The organism is Plesiomonas shigelloides (assembly GCF_900087055.1).
In the GTDB taxonomy this organism is placed as follows: domain Bacteria; phylum Pseudomonadota; class Gammaproteobacteria; order Enterobacterales; family CAMTGL01; genus Plesiomonas; species Plesiomonas shigelloides.
This window is the reverse complement of record NZ_LT575468.1, coordinates 2,867,871-2,886,368: the sequence shown is the minus strand read 5'-3', so window position 1 is coordinate 2,886,368 and position 18,498 is coordinate 2,867,871. Positions and strand designations below refer to the sequence as shown.

Below are 18,498 nucleotides of genomic sequence, written 5' to 3'. Positions count from 1 at the left end.
TCTCTGACCAGCTGATGTCGCATCGCGGTGCTGGCTCATTGCGGGCGATCGTCCGTGCTTTTATTTAGGTGAATATATGCACTGCATGGATTCACTATGGCGATCTTTTAACCAATGCGCAACTGGGGGAAATTGCATTTCTGGCTAAACTCGTTACAGTTGCCGGCGGTGAATGAATCAGGAACAAAACAATGCAGTTTCATATCGTACTGGTAGAGCCCGCGCGGGCAGAAAATGTGGGTGCGGCAGCACGGGCGATGAAAACCATGGGGTTTAGCTCACTGCGCATCGTGAACAGTGATGCCCATCGTCAGCCGGCGGCCGGATGGGTTGCGCATGGCTCGCAAGAAATCCTTGCCGAGGCTAGTACGTATGCCACGCTGGCCGACGCGGTGGCGGATGTGGAATTGGTGGTAGCAACCACGGCGCGTGAGCGCGGTCGCTTCAATTATTACGCGACCCCCGCTGAAGTGCTGACGCAACTGCAAGAAAAGCAGCAGTGGATGGGCTCCGCAGCACTGGTTTTCGGGCGGGAAGACTCCGGCCTGACCAATGACGAGTTAGAACTGGCCGATATCCTGACCTGCGTGCCGATGCAGGCCGATTATCCCTCATTGAATTTGGGACAGGCGGTGATGGTGTACTGCTATCAGTTGTCGCAGTTAAATCAGTTGCAGCAAGAGCCGGAAACCCCGACCGATGCGGGGCAGTTAACCGCCTTACGTGCCCGCGTCGAGCGTTTACTGCAGACCTTGCAGGTGGCCGACGATCAGAAACTGGCCGATTGGTTAGATCAGCGCTTGGGGATGTTGGCTCAGCGAGATACCGCGATGCTGCACACCTTGCTGCATGATATCGAAAAAATGCTCGCGCCGAAAAACAACGCGTAATTATCAGATTGGCGCTGTGGGTTTCTCGAATTAACCGATTCAGCTAAAGCTGGCAGGATTTTATCCGGTAAAAATGGCTATTACTGGTGTGGATTGAGTGGTGGCTGCGGAGAGAAAATCAGCCGATTGATTGACTTTAGCGCAATTTTGCTTTAACCAATAGAGTCACGACTGCGCGAAAAGTCTGCCCAGCAGGCTATGGCAATCACGGATCACCAACAACAGTTCTCTTACGACAGCTTACAACGAGAAGACGTAACACTATGATGAACGCTCAGCTGGTTACCCTGATTACGATTACAACCACCACCATTACCTCCATCGGTAACGGGGCTGGCTGACGCGCGCAAATCAGATATCCAGGCCCGTTACCCTCACCGGAACGGGCCTTTTTTTTGCTACCCGTTTTCACAGAGCGACTCGGTGTCATGCGGTAACACGGAATGGATACGATGGATTGTTTGCTGTTACATGTCAGAGCGTGATCGCCCTGCATAACACGGCAAAACATAAAGTTAACGGAACCGTTATCCTGAGCGATACGGTAACGGAGATGGACTTGTAAAGGGAGTACAACGATGCGGGTATTGAAATTTGGTGGCACTTCTCTGGCCAATGCCGAACGGTTTGCACGTGCCGCTGACATCATCGAGAGCAATGCCCAGCAGGGGCAGGTCGCCGCGGTGTTATCGGCTCCAGCCAAAATCACCAACCATCTGGTGGCCATGATTGATAAAACCGTGGCCGGTCAGGATATCCAACCGAACCTCAATGATGCCGAGCAGATTTTTGCCGATTTAGTGCAGGGGCTGCATGCCGAGTTGCCAGCGTTTGCGCTGGAGAGCGTCAAGAGCATGTTGGCGCGCGAGTTTGCCAATTTGCGTCAGTTACTGCACGGGATCAGCTTGCTGGGGCAGTGCCCAGATAGCATCAATGCCAGCATTATCAGCCGTGGCGAGAAGATGTCGATTGCCATTATGGACGCGCTGTTTGTGGCGCGCGGCTATCCGGTTAAGGTGTTGGATCCGGTGGAAAAACTGCTGGCGCGCGGTGGCTATCTGGAATCGACCGTGGATATTGAGGTATCGACCGTCCGTTTTCAGGCCGATCCTATTCCGCAAGGCGCGGTGGCGCTGATGGCGGGCTTTACCGCCAGCAATGAAAAAGGTGAGCTGGTGGTGCTGGGGCGTAATGGCTCCGACTATTCCGCCGCAGTACTGGCCGCCTGTTTACGCGCCGAGTGCTGCGAAATTTGGACTGACGTCGATGGCGTGTATACCTGCGACCCACGTTTGGTGCCGGACGCGCGTTTGCTCAAATCCATGTCCTATCCGGAAGCGATGGAGCTGTCGTACTTTGGCGCGAAGGTTTTGCACCCGCGTACCATTTTACCGATTGCTCAGTTCCAGATCCCGTGCCTGATTAAAAACACCGCCAACCCGCAAGCCGAAGGCACCTTAATTGGCGCAGAAAGTGGCGCCGAACAGCTGGAAGTTAAAGGCATCACTAACTTATCCAATGTGGCGATGCTGAACGTGTCAGGCCCTGGCATGAAAGGCATGGTCGGCATGGCGGCGCGGGTGTTCTCGGTGATGTCACGCGCGGGGATCTCCGTGGTGCTGATCACCCAGTCGTCTTCTGAATACAGCATCAGTTTTTGTGTGCCACAAGCCGAGTTAGCCAAAGCCCGCCGTGCGCTGAACGATGAGTTTTATCTGGAGCTGAAAAACGGTCTGTTAGAGCCGTTAGATGTGCAGGAAAAACTGGCGGTAGTGTCGGTGGTCGGTGATGGTATGCGCACTGCGCGTGGCATCTCAGCGCGCTTTTTCACTGCGCTGGCACAGGCCAACATCAATATCGTGGCGATCGCGCAGGGCTCGTCTGAGCGCTCTATCTCCGCGGTGATTGCCGATGAGAAGGTCACCGAAGCGGTACGGACCTGCCATGAGGCGCTGTTTAACTCTCGTCAGGTGCTGGATGTGTTTATCATCGGCGTCGGTGGTGTTGGTGGCGCGCTGGTCGAGCAAATTCGCCGTCAGCAGCCACGTTTGCTGGCGCAAAATATTCAGCTGCGGGTGTGCGGCTTATCCAATTCACGCTCAATGCTGTTGGATGTTAATGGCATCGAGCTGGAGCACTGGCGCGATCAAATCAGCGCCGCCAATGAGCCTTATTCCTTTGCTCGCCTGATCCGGGTGGTCAATCAGTATCATCTGCTCAATCCGGTGATTGTGGATTGCACCTCAGATCAGAAAATTGCCGATCAGTATGCCGACTTCTTGGCCGCCGGTTTCCATGTCATCACCCCGAACAAGAAAGCCAATACGTCATCGCTCGATTATTACCGTTTGCTGCGCCGTACCGCACAAAGCAGTCGCCGTAAGTTTCTGTATGAAACCAACGTCGGCGCGGGTTTGCCGGTGATTGAAAACCTGCAAAACTTGCTCAATGCCGGTGATGAGTTGAGTCGCTTTAGCGGCGTGTTGTCAGGCTCCTTGTCATTTATCTTCGGTAAATTGGAAGAGGGCATGAGCCTGTCGGCGGCCACAGCGCTGGCGCGCCAAAACGGTTATACCGAGCCAGATCCGCGCGATGATCTCTCGGGGATGGATGTGGCGCGTAAGCTTTTGATCCTCGCTCGTGAAGCCGGTTACCCACTGGAGTTGAGCGATATTCAGGTGCAAGGCGTGTTGCCGGCCAGTTTCGATGCCAGTGGCGATACCGCCTCTTTCATGGCGCGTTTACCGCAGTTGGATGCGGAGTTTGCCGCGCGAGTGGCGGCCGCCAACAGCGAAGGCAAAGTGCTGCGCTATGTTGGGGTCATTGAAGAAGGTCAGTGCCGCGCTGAAATTCAGGCGGTGGGGGCCGATGATCCGTTATTTAAAGTCAAAGATGGCGAGAACGCATTGGCGTTTTATAGCCGCTATTATCAGCCGCTACCACTGGTACTGCGTGGCTATGGCGCGGGCAACGATGTGACCGCTGCCGGGATCTTCGCCGATTTGCTGCGTACCCTACCGTGGAAACGGGGAGTCTAAGATGGGAATCAAAGTGTATGCCCCGGCCTCGATTGGCAATGTGAGTGTCGGATTCGATGTGCTGGGCGCGGCGGTCAGTCCGGTGGACGGTACCTTGCTCGGGGATGTGGTCAGTGCCGAGGCCTGCAGCGAACCGTTTGAGTTGGCGTGCCGTGGGCGGTTTGTCGATAAATTGCCGGTTAATCCGCAGGAAAATATCGTCTATCAGTGCTGGGTGCTGTTCAGTGAGCGCCTGCGCTTACAAGGCGGCAAGGTCAAACCGGTGCGACTGGTGTTGGAAAAGAACATGCCGATTGGCTCGGGGCTAGGCTCCAGTGCTTGCTCGATTGTGGCGGCGCTGGTGGCGCTCAATGAGTGGCATGACCGCCCGTTTGACGAACATGCCATGCTGGCCATGATGGGCGAACTGGAAGGACGCATCTCCGGCAGCGTGCACTACGATAACGTGGCGCCGTGCTATTTGGGCGGCTTGCAGCTGATGCTGGAAGAGATGGGGATCATCAGTCAGTCAGTGCCTTGTTTTGACGAGTGGTACTGGGTGATGGCCTATCCGGGCATCAAGGTATCGACTGCGGAAGCGCGCGCAATTTTACCGGCGCAATACCGTCGCCAAGATTGTATTGCTCATGGTCGTCATCTGGCCGGATTTATCCATGCTTGTTACAGCCATCAGCCACGGCTGGCCGCGCAGATGATCAAAGACGTGATTGCCGAGCCGTATCGTGAGCGGCTATTGCCAGGCTTTGCCGAAGCGCGCCGTCAGGCGCGCGATTGCGGCGCGCTGGCGACCGGCATTTCTGGTTCTGGTCCAACCCTGTTCTCGGTGTGCGCCGATTACGCGGTGGCTAGCCGTGTTGCGCGCTGGTTAAGTGATAACTATCTGCAAAATGACGAAGGATTTGTCCATATCTGCCGCATGGATCGGGCAGGGGCACGCATACTGGGGTAACGCATGAAACTGTATAACATCAAGGATCACAACGAGCAGGTAAGCTTCGCGCAGGCGGTGCGTCAGGGATTGGGTCGCCAGCAGGGGCTGTTTTTCCCGTTTGATGTGCCGCTATTGGCCAATATCGATGAGCTGTTGGCATTGCCGTTTGTCGAGCGTAGTGCGCGTATTTTAAGTCGCCTGATTGGCGATGAGCTGACGCCGGAGCAGGTGCAGCAGATGGTGGCGACGGCCTTTGATTTCCCGCTGCCGCTGCAGCAGGTGTCTGACTCGGTCTATGCGCTGGAGCTGTTCCATGGCCCGACGCTGGCATTTAAAGACTTCGGTGGCCGCTTTATGGCGCAAGTGTTGGCTGAAGTGGCGGGGGATGAAAAGATCACCATCCTGACTGCGACCTCGGGGGACACTGGCGCAGCGGTGGCGCATGCTTTTGCCGGCATCGAGCAGATCCAAGTGGTGATCTTGTATCCGCAAGGCAAGATCAGTCCGCTGCAGGAAAAACTGTTCTGTACACTGGGCGGCAATATTTCCACGTTGGCCGTGGATGGCGATTTTGATGCTTGCCAAGCCTTAGTGAAACAAGCATTTGATGATGAAGCGCTGCGTCAGTCGATTGGCCTGAACTCGGCGAACTCGATCAACATCAGCCGCTTGCTGGCGCAAATTTGTTACTACTTCGAAGCGGTGGCGCAGTTGCCGCAGGCGGCGCGCAATCAGTTGGTGGTGGCGGTGCCAAGCGGTAACTTTGGTAACTTAACCGCCGGTTTGCTGGCTCAAGCGATGGGGCTGCCGGTAAAACGTTTTATTGCAGCCACCAATGCCAACGATACCGTCCCGCGTTATCTGGCTACCAAAGAGTGGGCACCGCGTGAGACGGTTGCCACGTTGTCTAACTCGATGGACGTGAGCCGGCCGAACAACTGGCCGCGCATTGAAGAGCTGTATCGCCGCAAAGAGTGTCAGATGCCGCTGTTGGCCTATGGCGCGGTTAGTGATGAGGCGGTCAGTGACACGCTGCGCACACTGGATGCGTTAGGTTATCTGTGTGAGCCGCACGGCGCCACTGCCTATCAAGTGCTGTCGGAGCAGTTGCGTCCGGGCGAAACTGGCGTCTTTTTGTGTACTGCGCATCCGGCTAAGTTTAAAGAGAGTGTTGAAGCTATCTTGGCGCGCGACATTGATCTGCCGCCAGCATTGGCCGAGCGTGCGCAATTGCCACTGCTATCGCAAGCCATGCCTGCGGATTTCGCTGCATTAAAACAGTGGTTACAACAGCATTTGCTGTAAGTGCTGGCTGTTAGCAGGGCATAAGCGAGCGAGATAAAACGCGCTTTTACTTTGCTATTGCGCTACTCGGCTGCTGCGTGAACAGCGCTGTGGCTGTCGTTATGAAGACCGTCTCCCTTGGGAGGCGGTTTTTTTATGGCGAAGCTTACTTTTGTTTTTTTGTTTTTGTGGCGGGGCTAAAAAGGAGCTGATATTTCAGCATTGACGTTATGGGCAAGAATATCGCGCCGGTTCGCGCTAGCGCGCGGCGGTATTAGGTATTAGGTATTAGGTATTAGGTATTAGGTATTAGGTATTAGGTATTAGGTATTGCGCTATGGGTGACTGATTTTCGGCTAGCGGGTGTTGCGCTCTTTTGTGGCGTGTTGGTTTTGGGCGCATTAGCGTTTAGCTCTTGATGCACTTTACGTACGCTTTTGACCCACGCATCGTGGTATAGCTGCGCCATTTTTTCGCTGGTTGCCGCGCTGCGCGCTTCGCTCAGGGTGGCAAACTCACCGGTGACCACCAAATACCAGTCTTGGCCGCTGCGCCAAGTGCGATACAGATAGAGTGGGCTTTTGATCCCCGGCTCTTGCAGTAAGGCTTGTGCGATCGGGTAGTTACGCGTAGCCAGCAGTTGGATGGTGTAATTGCTGTTATTCATGGCCCGTAATTTAGGCAGGGTTTGTTGCAATAATTCGGCCTTGTTCAGCGCTAAACCTAATTGCGCTTCATGGTTGGCACTCGGCGCTTGGCGCTGGTGGTCTGGCTCGGTTGTGTCGGCTACGGCTAAGTCAGCTGTTTGCGCCGCGCTAGGGGATGTGTCTGGATTCGAGGCTTCAGCTTCAACATCAGCATCAGTGGGAGTTGGAAGCGTTGTTTGTGCTATCAGAGGCTGCAATTGCATGCCGGCTTGAAACAGTACCGGCGTTTCGGCGCGCCGATGTGCGGAAACCTGATAACGACCGATATTGCTCTGCGCTTTCATGCTACTGACCAATGATTTGGCCACCACTTCATCATTGATGCCATTAATCAGGAGTGAGTTGCCATCAATCGGCATTTGAATAATGGGCGTTGCCAGCAGTTGGCCATCAATCAAAATCGCTAAATTGCCACGCACGTGTTCACTGGTTTGCTGCGAGAGAATCGCTTGCCCTTGCGGCGCGAGGTCAAGACGCAGTGTCGGCCCGCTGCCATCCATCGAATAGATATAAAACACATCATCAATGTGCTGGCATTGCAGCAGTGTCGGCGAAAGGTATAACTGCTCGCCTTCGGGATTGCGATAGGTGAGGGCCTGCGCGCTGGCGGATGGGTACAGCAAGTGCAGGGTCAGACGTGGGGTGCAGGTGGTCGGTTTGATTGGTGCGGCGCAACCGGACAGGAGCAACAATAAACAACACACGCTGTACGTCAGATAACGGTACAGCGTGTGTGAGTTGAACGGGCATCCGTGCCGGTTACGCATGGTTTGCTTAACTGAGCATCAATTAGGCTTCAGCAGGCTTGTTGCTGGCTTCGGTTTCCGCTTCAAACCCAGTATCGACCAGCAGGCTGATGGCGCCATCACCGGTTACGTTACAGGCGGTACCGAAGCTGTCTTGTGCCAGATACAGGGCAATCATCAGCGCCAGTTGCGCTTCGGTAAAGCCCAGCATTGAACCCAGCAGCCCCAGCGCTGACATCACCGCGCCACCCGGAGCTCCTGGTGCAGCAATCATGGTGATCCCCAGCATCAGAATGAACGGCAACATGGTCATCAGGCTTGGGATATCCATGTGCTGTGCCAGATACATCACCGCAGTAGCACAGGTTACCAGTGTAATGGTGGAGCCTGACAGGTGGATGGTGGCGCACAGAGGGATGGTGAAGTTCGCAACGCCTTCGTTCACGCCCATCGCTTTGGTCTGACGCAGAGTGACCGGAATGGTGGCGGCAGAAGACATGGTACCGACCGCCGTGAAGTAAGCTGGCAGCATGGTGCGCAGCAGGAACAGTGGTGAACGACCAGAGATGATCCCCGCGCCGACATACAGCACGGTCAGCCACAGCCAATGCATCACGATGGCCAGTGCCAGCACGATCCCGAAGGTTTTCAGGGTGGTGAATACCGTGCCTTCGATGGTCATTTCGGCAAAGACCCCGGCAATGTAGAACGGCAGTACTGGAATGATCACCTTGGCCAGCAGACCGTCGATGATATCGCGGCCGCCATCACTGGCTTCTTTCAGGGTTTTATTCTGGGTCTTGCTGATACCGATCCCGAACAGGAAGGCGGTCGCCAGCGCGGTCATCACGCCAAACAGTGGCGGGATCGACAGTTGAATAAACGGCGTCAGCTTGTTGGCAACGGCTTCTGCGTTCACTGCGTTTTCGGCGAGCAGTGGAATAACCTGACCGGCAATCAGGAATGCACTGGTACCTGCCACGATGGTCGAGGCATAAGCCAAGATCACGGTTTTACCCAGGATTTTCCCTGAGTTACGCGGCAAGCTGGCGATCCCACTGGTGATGAAGAACAAAATAATCAGTGGGATGGTGAAGTTAATCAGTTCTCCGATCAATGACTTGGCAGTCAATAGTAGACGGATAACCCATTCGGGGGCGTAAAAGCCCAAGAGTAGCCCGGCCAGTATCCCGGCGATGAGCTTGGCGATAAGTTTCATGAGAAGAATCCTGTACTAAATTCTAATGGCTATATTTTTTATTGCTAACAGTTACGAACTGTGTAGCTGTATCAAACAAAATACCATAATGAATTAGAGATTTCTGTGACTAATTACGGGGAGTATCAGGAGACTTCATGTAAATGAAACAGGCGGTTAGAAACCGCCTGTTGGAGAGAAGCATCAGAGTGGATGTGAACATCCGGCGGGGATTTTTCCCGCTGCCAATTACAGGCTCTGAGTGAAAGTACGGGTGATAACGTCGCGCTGCTGCTCTGGAGTCAGAGAGTTAAAACGTACCGCGTAACCAGATACACGGATAGTCAGCTGCGGGTATTTTTCTGGATGATTAACAGCATCTTCCAGCGTTTCACGCTGCAGAACGTTAACGTTCAGGTGCTGACCGCCTTCCACACGTACAGTCGGTTGTACGTCCAGTGCTACTTCACGGTATTCGATTTCGCCCAGATCGTTAACTGGAACGATTTGATCTTCAGCGTATTCGCTCTTGGCGCATACACAACGCGCTTCACCGGTGGTGCTATCCAGCAACCAGAAAGAGTTCAGCAGTGCATCATTGGCAGCTTTGGTGATCTGAATCCCAGTAATCATAGCGATCTCCCGCAAGGTAATTATAGAAAGAGTTGATAGTTTACAACCTTTGTTGATGGTTATTGTGTGACCTTGTTTGATGTATGTCAATATCCGGATTCAAAGTAAGGTTTATTCAAATGTATAAAAATGATCTCGCGCACATCGTGAGATGCGCGCTAAGAGGTGAAAATTGATCTGGATTCGGTTTTATGGCTGGCGTTTTTCGATTTTGTCGAACTGCAGAACGTTTAAGAAGTCGTGTTGATACTGCTCTTCCAGTGAATGGCGCCAGTATTGATTGGAGAGTGGAAGCAGAAAAAAGTATTCGCGCGCGGTGTCAGTCACAAAGGCCATACCGAGCGGCATCAGCTCATGATGAATGTCGTGCACAAAGTCCACGCTGAATTTAGTCCGTCCGCTGAGTTGGCTGATGTCCTTACGAGTCAGGTAGACGCCTTGTTTATTGTTTTTAAAGCGCTCAAACAGCCAGTGAGCAAACTCTTTTGCGCTGATCATCGACATAAGTTGCCTCACGCACAGTCAGAGGAGTGGTGTTAACAGTTTAGCAACAAGCGCAGAACTGCGCCAAACCGCCGGCGCTAAAATGCGACCTTAGCGCAGATCTGGCGCAGATAGGCGCGTGCAAGGCTGGATAAGCCAGTAGCGAAGGGGGTAAGCTTACGCCTTGTTAACGATTATCTGAGTGGAGATGCACATGCCCGAGCTGAACTGGAGCGATGTGATTGGCGCTGAAAAGCAGCAACCCTATTTTCTGGACACCATGGCCTATGTAGCGGCTGAGCGCGCGGCGGGGAAGGAGATTTATCCGCCGGAGCACGATGTATTCAATGCCTTTCGCTACACCCCATTTGATCAGGTAAAAGTGGTGATCTTAGGGCAAGACCCGTATCACGGCCCCAATCAGGCGCATGGTTTGTGTTTCTCGGTGCTGCCGGGGGTGCCGGTGCCGCCTTCACTGGTCAATATGTACAAAGAGCTGGCGCAGGATATTGCGGGCTTTCAGATCCCGCAGCACGGTTACCTGAAAAGCTGGGCCGATCAGGGCGTATTGCTGCTCAACACCGTGCTGACCGTCGAGCGTGGTCAAGCGCATTCGCACGCCAAGTTGGGCTGGGAAACCTTTACCGATCGTGTGATTGCCGCCGTCAACGAACATCGCCAAGGGGTGGTCTTCTTGTTGTGGGGCGCGCATGCCCAGAAAAAGGGCCGCATTATTGACCGTCAGCGTCACCATGTGCTCACGGCGCCGCATCCTTCGCCACTGTCGGCACACCGTGGTTTCTTGGGTTGTCGCCACTTTTCACAAACGAATCAGCTGTTAGCACAGCAAAATTTACCGGCCATTGACTGGCAACCGGTGCTCTAAATCGAGTTAGCTACGTGCTACAAGCGCGAGCCGTGTTGCATAGCTGAAACGCGTCACCTCAAGTGTGTGAGGTTGATTAAAAAATCAGCATTTATCCTCAGCAGTGTTGGCCGAGAGTGGTACAACAAGGAGTATTGGGGATAACACGCTAGAGAAGACCAGCGCCTGCGGGGATTGTCAGTACCGGTGGTCTGGGTCATCAAGCGCCGCCTTTCTATCGCGAAGGGAAGGGCGTCCTGTGTGGCCCCAAGCCAAGGACGATATCCACGGACAAGGAGAAGATCATGCTGCTGACCCAGTTGACGCGTGAGCATACCAATATCAGCCGGTTACTGGCGGTTCTGGAAGAAGAGTTAGCCGGGCTAGAGCGTGGCGACGGGGTAAATTACCGTCTGCTGCGCGATGTGGCGGAGTACCTGATCCCACATGCCGAACAGCACCACCACTGCCTCGAAGATCAGATTTATACCTATTTCAGCACCCAGTATCCGGATGAGGCGGCGCAGATAGCGTCACTGGCACAGGCCCATGAGATGTTGTCGGCGGCGTGTCAGCAGTTTTATGCCCTGCTGCAGATGGTGATGGCGGACCAGATTATTCCAACCGCGCTGTTAACGGAAAAAGTACGCTATTTCATTGCATTGCAGCGTCAGCATATCGTGTTGGAAGAGCAACAGATCTTTCCTTTGCTGAAAACCACCTTGCAACCGGCGGACTGGCAGCAGTTGATGGGGCAATTACAGCCGTTAACTGCCGATCCGTTATTCGGCGATGCGATCACTGCTCAATATGTGCAGCTGGCGACCCGTTTACAAAGTGCGGTGAGCTAAGGCTTCGGCGGGTGGCCAAGACTCTGTGTTGATAAACGCTAAGAGATGCTGAGAAACGGCAGACCCGCCAGCGGCGGGTCTGAAAAGGGGCTTAGAAACGCAGGTCTTCCAGTGAGTAGTCGTTCAGAATATCGATGCTTTTCAGTTCGCGTTGCAGGCGGTACTTGTCTTTCAGTGCTTCGATTTCACGCCATTTCCTTTTCTTCTGCTGTTTCCCTCCACGTGAAGTTTTCTCACTCGTGTCAGTTTCGTCGAAGAAATACCCTTCCATGGTGTTACCTCGCTACGTGTTAGTGCTACGTGGTTAATCGGTTTTGGTAATAGCACAGCAAGGTTGAAAATAGAACAAGTTGGTGACGGTTTTGTTGTGTGGCGATGAATTATTTTCTGGGCTGTGATCGGCAACAAAAAAGGTGCGATATACGCACCTTTTTGCAGATAGTTGCACAGCAACTGGGCGATTACAGACGCGCTTCGATCATCTGCTCCAGTTTGCCTTGGTCGACGGCAAACTTACGGATACCGTCAGACAGTTTTTCTACGGCCATTGGATCTTGGTTGTGCTGCCAGTAGAACTCCGCTTCGGTCATGCGTGCAGGACGCGGCAGAACTTCACCGTGGTACGCCAGTTTCACCGGCAGTTCGCCTTCGGCTTCCGCCAGCTCTTGCAGCAGGTTCGGGCCGATAGTCAGGCGGTCGCAACCGGCCAGCTCGGTGATTTCACCGATATTACGGAAGCTCGCACCCATAACCACAGTGTGGTAGCCGTGCTGCTTGTAATAGTTGTAGATAGAGGTCACGGAGATGACGCCCGGATCTTCATGCGGCGCAAAGCTCTTCTGTTCGGTGTTGGCTTTGTACCAGTCCATGATGCGGCCCACGAATGGGGAGATCAGGAACACACCGGCTTCCGCACAAGCGCGAGCTTGAGCGAAGGAGAACAGCAGGGTCAGGTTACAGTTGATCCCTTCTTGCTCTAAGATTTCTGCCGCGCGAATACCCTGCCAAGTCGAGGCCAGTTTAATCAGAATACGGTCATTGCTGATCCCGGCTTCGTTGTACAGACGGATCAGCTTGCGAGCTTTAGCCAGACTGGCTTCGGTGTCATAAGACAGGCGCGCATCTACTTCAGTGGAGATGCGTCCTGGAACAATTTTCAGAATTTCCAGGCCGATGTTGACAGCCAGTTTGTCGGCGGCATCAACGATTTGCTGGGCTTTATCCTGACTCAGTGCCTTGGCATAACGAACGGCATCATCGATCAGCGGCGCGTACTCCGGGATCTGGGCGGCGTTGAGGATCAGTGACGGGTTAGTGGTGGCATCTTCCGGTTGGTAACGTTTGATGGCTTCGATGTCGCCAGTGTCCGCTACAACTGTGGTGAGTTTGCGTAGAGCAGAGAGTTTGTCAGCCATTTGTAGTTATCTCGACGTTGGTGTGCGTGGAAAAACCGGTTCTCGGATTATCCGGATAATTCAGTACACGGCTGCATAAGCCAGTCGGTGTCAGGGCAGCAGACAATAGAAGAGGTGGCAGACCCAACCTCTGTGTTGCACTGGCATCAATTGCATATGCAGATCCTTCCTGGTTGGCTTGTGATAATAGCACGTGGGGGCATACCTGAGTAAGGGCAGAGGTTTTTGCGGAAACGGTTATCCGGTGTGATCTTTGTAACAATTTTCAGTGTATGCTATCTTATTTTTGCGCAATCGTTTGGTTAGCAATTGCAAATTGACCTTTTTATCTATACACCGTTACCCTGTTTTGGTTCTACGGCAGAACAATCTGCTCCGCAGCAGTGCCAACTGCAGTGACGGCAGCAGAAATAAGCTCTGAAGAAACGGAGCAACTATAATAATTTTAATATTAAATATCTGATTTCATAACTATTTTTCAGAGGGTTTGCTGTGAATGCCTTAATCTCGTTTGTTAACGATCTCCTATGGGGATCGGTGCTTATCTATTTCTTGTTGGGTGCTGGACTGTTTTTCACGCTGAGATTGGGTTTTCTGCAAATCCGTCATTTCGGTCATATGTTCTCCATCTTGCGTCGCAGCCGTCGTTCCGATGATTCCGGTATCTCCTCTTTCCAAGCTTTATGTACCAGTCTTGCCGCCCGTGTCGGGACCGGTAATCTGGCCGGTGTTGCCGTGGCGCTGACACTGGGTGGCCCGGGTGCCATTTTCTGGATGTGGGTGGTCGCTTTCATCGGTATGGCGACTGCGTTCGTCGAAAGTACGTTGGCGCAGCTGTACAAGACCAAAGATGATCAGGGCAACTACCGTGGTGGTCCGGCGTATTACATGGAAAAGGGCCTTGGCATGCGTCGGATGGGGGTGTTGTTCTCCATCTTCTTGATCATCGCCTTCGGTCTGGTGTTTAACGCGGTTCAGTCCAACTCCATTGCGCAAGCGATGCATGTGGCCTTTGGTGTGCCGCAGCTGGGCGTGGGGATTGGTCTGGTGGTGCTGACCGCGGTGATCATCTTCGGTGGTGTGCGCACCATCGCCCGCGTGGCAGAGCTGATTGTGCCGGTGATGGCGCTGGTTTATCTGCTGCTGGCCCTGTATGTCGTGGGTATCAACATCAGCAAGCTGCCGGATGTGATTGCACTGATCGTGAAAAGTGCGTTCGGTTGGCAGGAAGCGGCGGCCGGTACCTTGGCGTACACCATTAGCCAAGCGATGATTAACGGCGTGAAACGCGGTCTGTTCTCTAACGAGGCCGGTATGGGCTCGGCGCCAAACGCCGCCGCGGCCGCTTCGCCGTATCCGCCACATCCAGCTTCACAAGGTTATGTGCAGATGCTGGGCGTGTTTATGGACACTATCGTTATCTGTACCGCCACCGCGGCAATTATCCTGACTTCCGGCACGCTGGAAACTGGTCAGGGCATGAGCGGCATCGATCTGACGCAACGTGCGCTGTCGACTGCGGTGGGTGATTGGGGCGCAATCTTCATCGCAGTAGCGGTGTTCTTCTTCGCCTTTACCTCTATCATCGCCAACTATGCGTACGCAGAAACCAACTTGGTATTCTTGGAGCATAACGGCAATAAGCGTCTGCTGATGTTCCGTGGCATGGTTCTGGGCATGGTGATTTTCGGCGCCGTGGCCGAGTTGCCAATTGTTTGGGCGATGGCGGATATCTCTATGGGCCTGATGGCGCTGACTAACCTGATTGCTATCTTGTTGCTGTCAGGCACCGCTATCAAGCTGGCCAAGGATTACAACGAACAGCTCGACTCTGGCAAATTGCCAGTATTCGATGTGCGTAAGTATCCTGAGCTGCACAGCCAGCTTGAGCCGGGCATTTGGGATGATCCAGACGCGCTGCGTAAAATGGCCGAATAACAGATTCAGCTATTGCAGCCATTGAAAAAGCCACGCGGGGAGTTCTTCAACCCCGCGTGGCTTTTTTGTTACAGTAACCCATCAGATTGGAGCGAGTGTCGAGGCTCGCCGCGGTAAGGCGCATCGAGTGGCCTGTCGCCCTATTTTGTCGCATGAGGATGAGCGCGCTATGTTGATTGTTATCTCGCCGGCCAAAACGCTGGATTACACCAGTCCGCTGGCTACCACCCGTTTTACCCAGCCAACGCTCTTGGCACCGGCCGCTGAGCTGATTGACATCTGCCGTGCGCTGACTCCGGCGCAAATTGCTTCCTTGATGAGCATCAGTGACAAACTGGCTGGCCTGAATGCGGCCCGTTTTGCCGAATGGCAACCACCGCTTAGCCCAGAGAATGCGCGGCAAGCGATTTTGGCCTTTAAAGGCGATGTGTATACCGGTTTGCAGGCCGAGCAATTCAGTGAAGCGGATTTTGATTTTGCCCAGCAGCACCTGCGTATGTTATCCGGTCTGTATGGCGTATTGCGGCCGTTGGATTTGATGCAGCCGTATCGCTTAGAGATGGGTACCCGCTTGGCCAATCCAGCAGGTGCCGATCTGTACCGATTCTGGGGCGAGCAGATCACTGAGACATTGAATCAGGCCTTGCAAGAGCAGGGCGATGCGGTGCTGATTAATCTGGCATCGGATGAGTATTTCAAAGCGGTGAAACCGGCCAAGTTGCGCGCGACGATTATCAAGCCGGTGTTTCAAGACCGCAAAAACGGTAAGTACAAAATCATCAGCTTCTACGCCAAAAAAGCGCGCGGCCTGATGAGCCGTTTTATCATCACCGAGCGTTTGACCGAGCCTGAGCAGCTCAAAGATTTTGATTATGAGGGCTATGCCTACTGCCCAGAGGCATCCACCGAGTTGGAGTGGGTGTTCCGCCGCGATGCGGAGCTGTAAGTGCTGGTGAGTGATGGCGGTAGGGTTGCGTTCACTCTAACGTTAATTCACGTAAGCTCTAATGCAAGTAAGCGCCAAATAGCACACAGCCCGCGTAAGGCGGGCTGTGTATGGGGATGTGGGGTACGTTGACCGATTAATCGTCGTACTCATCCTCGGCGGCGCGTTGTGCAGCCAGAGCGCGTTTACGCTCGGCGCGTGCAGCGGCCTCCAGCTTTTGCTTCGCGGCCACGTTCTCTTCGCTACTCGCTTGACGACGCTTACCGATGTTTTTCTTGTCGCGAACCCGGATTTTGGTTTTCTCTTCCGTTTTCTGCTCCAGCTTCTCGGCGCGTTTTTTCTTCTGCCGCTCTTTTTGTTTCTTCGATGGCCCTTTACGACCTTCGTGCTTCGGCGCTTTGGTCTGTGGACGCAATTCGTCGACCACGCGGTACTTCAGCTCTTCGTTGATGTAGCGGGTAATTTTGCCCAGCAGGTCAAAATCGTGCGCTTCGACCAACGAGATGGCGGTACCTTTACGGCCAATACGACCGGTACGACCAATGCGGTGCAGGTAAGCATCGGCGGTGCGTGGCAGATCGAAGTTAAATACGTGGCTGATGTCATCGATATCGATACCACGGGAGGCGACGTCGGTCGCTACCAGCACTTTGATATCGCCGTTTTTCAGCTTATCAATGGCGCGGGTACGCTGGGTTTGCGCCATTTCCCCTTCCAGATAACCGGCAATAATGCCCTGACGGTGTAGGTTATCCACCAGCTCACGAACTCGCTCACGCTTGCGCACAAACACGATCGCGCGGGTGACATCGTCTTGCTTGAGCAGGTGCGCCAGCAGCGCAGTCTTGTGCTCCAGATTATCGGCGCGGTAGTAGAACTGCAGGATCTTCTTGCGCTCACGACGGCTCGGCTCAGCTTCGATCTTCACCGGATCGTTCAGCAGACGATCGGCAAAGTTTTGCAGCGCATCACCTTCCAGCGTAGCGGAGAACAAGAAGGTCTGGTTACGCCAGCGCGTTTCGGCAGAGATCTTCTCGGCGTCCTGACCGAAGCCCATTTGCAGCATGCGGTCGGCTTCGTCAAAGATCAGAATTTCAACGGCGCGGCAGTCAAAGTTCTCTTCTTTGATGTACTGCAGCAGACGACCTGGGGTCGCTACCACGATATCTTGGTTTTTGCTGAACACTTCAGCGTGATTCAAATACGCCACACCACCGGTGATGGTCGCAATCGCCAAATGGGTATTGGCGGCCAGCTCACGGGCCTGATCGGCGACCTGCATAGCCAGTTCACGGGTTGGTGTTAAGACCAGTACGCGTGGGGCACCCGGCTTTTTACGTGGGTAGTCCAGCAGGTGCTGGATAGCCGGCAGCAAAAACGTGGCGGTTTTACCGGTACCGGTAGGGGCCGAGCCCATTACATCGCGGCCTTCCATGGCAGCAGGAATGGCTTCGCTCTGAATGGCGGTTGGGCGTTCGTAGCCCTTGTCCTTCAGTGCAGCCAGAAGACGTGGATCAAGATCTAATTCGGAAAATTGTGTCGCTACCATGGTTCACCTCTTTTGCGAGGAAGGGATTATACCCTTGCCGGCGTTTTGCTTCACGCCCCTTCACGCGTTAATGTATTTCGCCTATTCTTGGCAGCCCGCAATACGGAGTCTGCCATGTCTGATAAATCCTCATCCCCTGTCACTGCGCCTCTTAATGCGTCGGCAACGCCGTCGCGAGCAGCATTGCCACGTAATGGCTTTACCTTTAAGCAGTTTTTTGTGGCACACGATCGTTGCGCGATGAAAGTCGGCACGGACGGGATCCTGCTGGGAGCCTGGGCTTCGCTGCAAGGCGTGACAAAGGTTCTGGATATCGGAACGGGAACGGGACTAATAGCGCTGATGTTAGCACAACGCTCGCCATCTGACACACAGATTACCGCCATCGATATTGATGCCGATGCTTGTCAGCAAGCGGCTGAGAATGTCGCGGCATCGCCGTGGCCAGATAAAATTCTGATTCAGCACTTATCGCTGCAGCTGCTGGCCGCCGAAGCGCCGGCCGAGCAGTTCGATTTGATTGTCTCCAATCCGCCCTATTTTACCCCTGGGGTAGCCTGCCGTGATAACCAGCGTGAGCAAGCACGTTATACCGATACCTTGACTCACCAAGCCTTGCTGGACGCTGCGCGGCCGCTGTTAAACCCGCTCGGACGCTTGTGTTTGGTGCTGCCGTACAGCGCCGGTTTGGCGTTGCAAAGTGCGGCGGAGCAACAGGGCTGGTTTTGTTATCAAAATGTAAGCGTAAGTGGTCGCGAGGGGAAAGCACCTCAACGGATTCTGCTGGAATTCGGGTTGTCGCCCCAAAAAACTCAGAACAATACACTGGTTATAAACAACTCTGACGGAAGTTATCACTGCAACTATCAGGATCTCACAAAAGATTTTTACCTTTTTATGTGATCGCATTGCACAGCCTAAGCGGATCATACATGATGCTGGTAAGTGAACAGTAAATAGCGGGTTATTCTGATTAACAATTAATCAACAGCCGGACAGGGTGTACTACCAATCTGATACGGCG

The 18,498-nt window shown here is 53.8% G+C and carries 16 protein-coding genes; 9 read left to right on the top strand and 7 right to left on the bottom strand.

Features of this window, described 5'->3' with window-relative positions:
• The first annotated feature begins 191 nt into the window (after positions 1-191).
• The 4 genes from NCTC9997_RS12875 (at position 192) to thrC (ending at position 6,164) form a co-directional block, all read left to right on the top strand.
• Positions 192-890 (top strand): tRNA/rRNA methyltransferase, encoded by a 699-nt coding sequence (locus NCTC9997_RS12875; protein WP_010864661.1) that lies wholly within the window; start codon positions 192-194, stop codon positions 888-890.
• 578 nt (positions 891-1,468) lie between these two features.
• Complete coding sequence (gene thrA, locus NCTC9997_RS12870) at positions 1,469-3,928, top strand: bifunctional aspartate kinase/homoserine dehydrogenase I (protein WP_064978204.1); 2,460 nt, start codon at positions 1,469-1,471, stop codon at positions 3,926-3,928.
• Between the two features lies 1 nt (position 3,929).
• Entirely contained in the window at positions 3,930-4,877 is a 948-nt protein-coding gene (thrB, locus tag NCTC9997_RS12865; RefSeq protein WP_010864659.1) for a homoserine kinase, read from the top strand.
• Positions 4,878-4,880: 3 nt separating this feature from the next.
• On the top strand, positions 4,881-6,164 hold the full coding sequence (gene thrC / locus NCTC9997_RS12860) for a threonine synthase (protein ID WP_064978203.1): 1,284 nt from the start codon (positions 4,881-4,883) through the stop codon (positions 6,162-6,164).
• Between the two features lie 295 nt (positions 6,165-6,459).
• Here thrC and NCTC9997_RS12855 read toward each other — a convergent pair whose 3' ends face one another.
• The 4 genes from NCTC9997_RS12855 to NCTC9997_RS12840 form a co-directional block, all read right to left on the bottom strand.
• Complete coding sequence (locus NCTC9997_RS12855) at positions 6,460-7,617, bottom strand: SPOR domain-containing protein (RefSeq protein WP_064978202.1); 1,158 nt, start codon at positions 7,615-7,617, stop codon at positions 6,460-6,462.
• Between the two features lie 22 nt (positions 7,618-7,639).
• On the bottom strand, positions 7,640-8,815 hold the full coding sequence (locus NCTC9997_RS12850; RefSeq protein WP_064978201.1) for a dicarboxylate/amino acid:cation symporter: 1,176 nt from the start codon (positions 8,813-8,815) through the stop codon (positions 7,640-7,642).
• A 228-nt stretch (positions 8,816-9,043) separates the two neighbouring features.
• A complete protein-coding gene (grcA, locus tag NCTC9997_RS12845; protein ID WP_010864655.1) occupies positions 9,044-9,427 on the bottom strand; it encodes an autonomous glycyl radical cofactor GrcA in 384 nt (127 codons plus the stop codon).
• Positions 9,428-9,616: 189 nt separating this feature from the next.
• Complete coding sequence (locus tag NCTC9997_RS12840) at positions 9,617-9,931, bottom strand: hypothetical protein (protein WP_010864654.1); 315 nt, start codon at positions 9,929-9,931, stop codon at positions 9,617-9,619.
• A gap of 193 nt (positions 9,932-10,124) precedes the next feature.
• Between NCTC9997_RS12840 and ung the strand changes: the two genes are divergently transcribed.
• Both ung and NCTC9997_RS12830 read left to right on the top strand, forming a co-directional pair.
• Entirely contained in the window at positions 10,125-10,796 is a 672-nt protein-coding gene (ung, locus tag NCTC9997_RS12835; protein ID WP_413463044.1) for a uracil-DNA glycosylase, read from the top strand.
• A gap of 284 nt (positions 10,797-11,080) precedes the next feature.
• Positions 11,081-11,626, top strand: a complete 546-nt coding sequence (locus NCTC9997_RS12830; protein WP_064978199.1) for a hemerythrin domain-containing protein — start codon at positions 11,081-11,083, stop codon at positions 11,624-11,626.
• Positions 11,627-11,717: 91 nt separating this feature from the next.
• On the opposite strand, the gene NCTC9997_RS12825 is transcribed toward NCTC9997_RS12830, so the two are convergent.
• Positions 11,718-11,897, bottom strand: coding sequence for a DUF3545 family protein (locus NCTC9997_RS12825; protein ID WP_010864651.1), 180 nt, complete (start codon positions 11,895-11,897; stop codon positions 11,718-11,720).
• Between the two features lie 190 nt (positions 11,898-12,087).
• The gene (tal, locus tag NCTC9997_RS12820) at positions 12,088-13,041 is read right to left on the bottom strand and encodes a transaldolase (protein ID WP_064978198.1); all 954 of its coding nucleotides are present in this window, start codon (positions 13,039-13,041) and stop codon (positions 12,088-12,090) included.
• A 492-nt stretch (positions 13,042-13,533) separates the two neighbouring features.
• On the opposite strand from tal, the gene NCTC9997_RS12815 reads away from it, so the two are divergent.
• Complete coding sequence (locus NCTC9997_RS12815; protein WP_036770007.1) at positions 13,534-14,979, top strand: alanine/glycine:cation symporter family protein; 1,446 nt, start codon at positions 13,534-13,536, stop codon at positions 14,977-14,979.
• A gap of 169 nt (positions 14,980-15,148) precedes the next feature.
• Positions 15,149-15,925, top strand: coding sequence for a peroxide stress protein YaaA (yaaA, locus tag NCTC9997_RS12810; RefSeq protein ID WP_064978197.1), 777 nt, complete (start codon positions 15,149-15,151; stop codon positions 15,923-15,925).
• Between the two features lie 136 nt (positions 15,926-16,061).
• Here the strand turns inward: yaaA and srmB are convergent, their stop codons facing one another.
• Positions 16,062-17,474: an ATP-dependent RNA helicase SrmB gene (srmB, locus tag NCTC9997_RS12805; RefSeq protein ID WP_082935563.1), complete on the bottom strand. Its 1,413-nt coding sequence runs from the start codon at positions 17,472-17,474 to the stop codon at positions 16,062-16,064.
• A gap of 114 nt (positions 17,475-17,588) precedes the next feature.
• On the opposite strand from srmB, the gene NCTC9997_RS12800 reads away from it, so the two are divergent.
• The gene (locus NCTC9997_RS12800; protein WP_082935562.1) at positions 17,589-18,377 is read left to right on the top strand and encodes a tRNA1(Val) (adenine(37)-N6)-methyltransferase; all 789 of its coding nucleotides are present in this window, start codon (positions 17,589-17,591) and stop codon (positions 18,375-18,377) included.
• Positions 18,378-18,498: the final 121 nt, after the last annotated feature.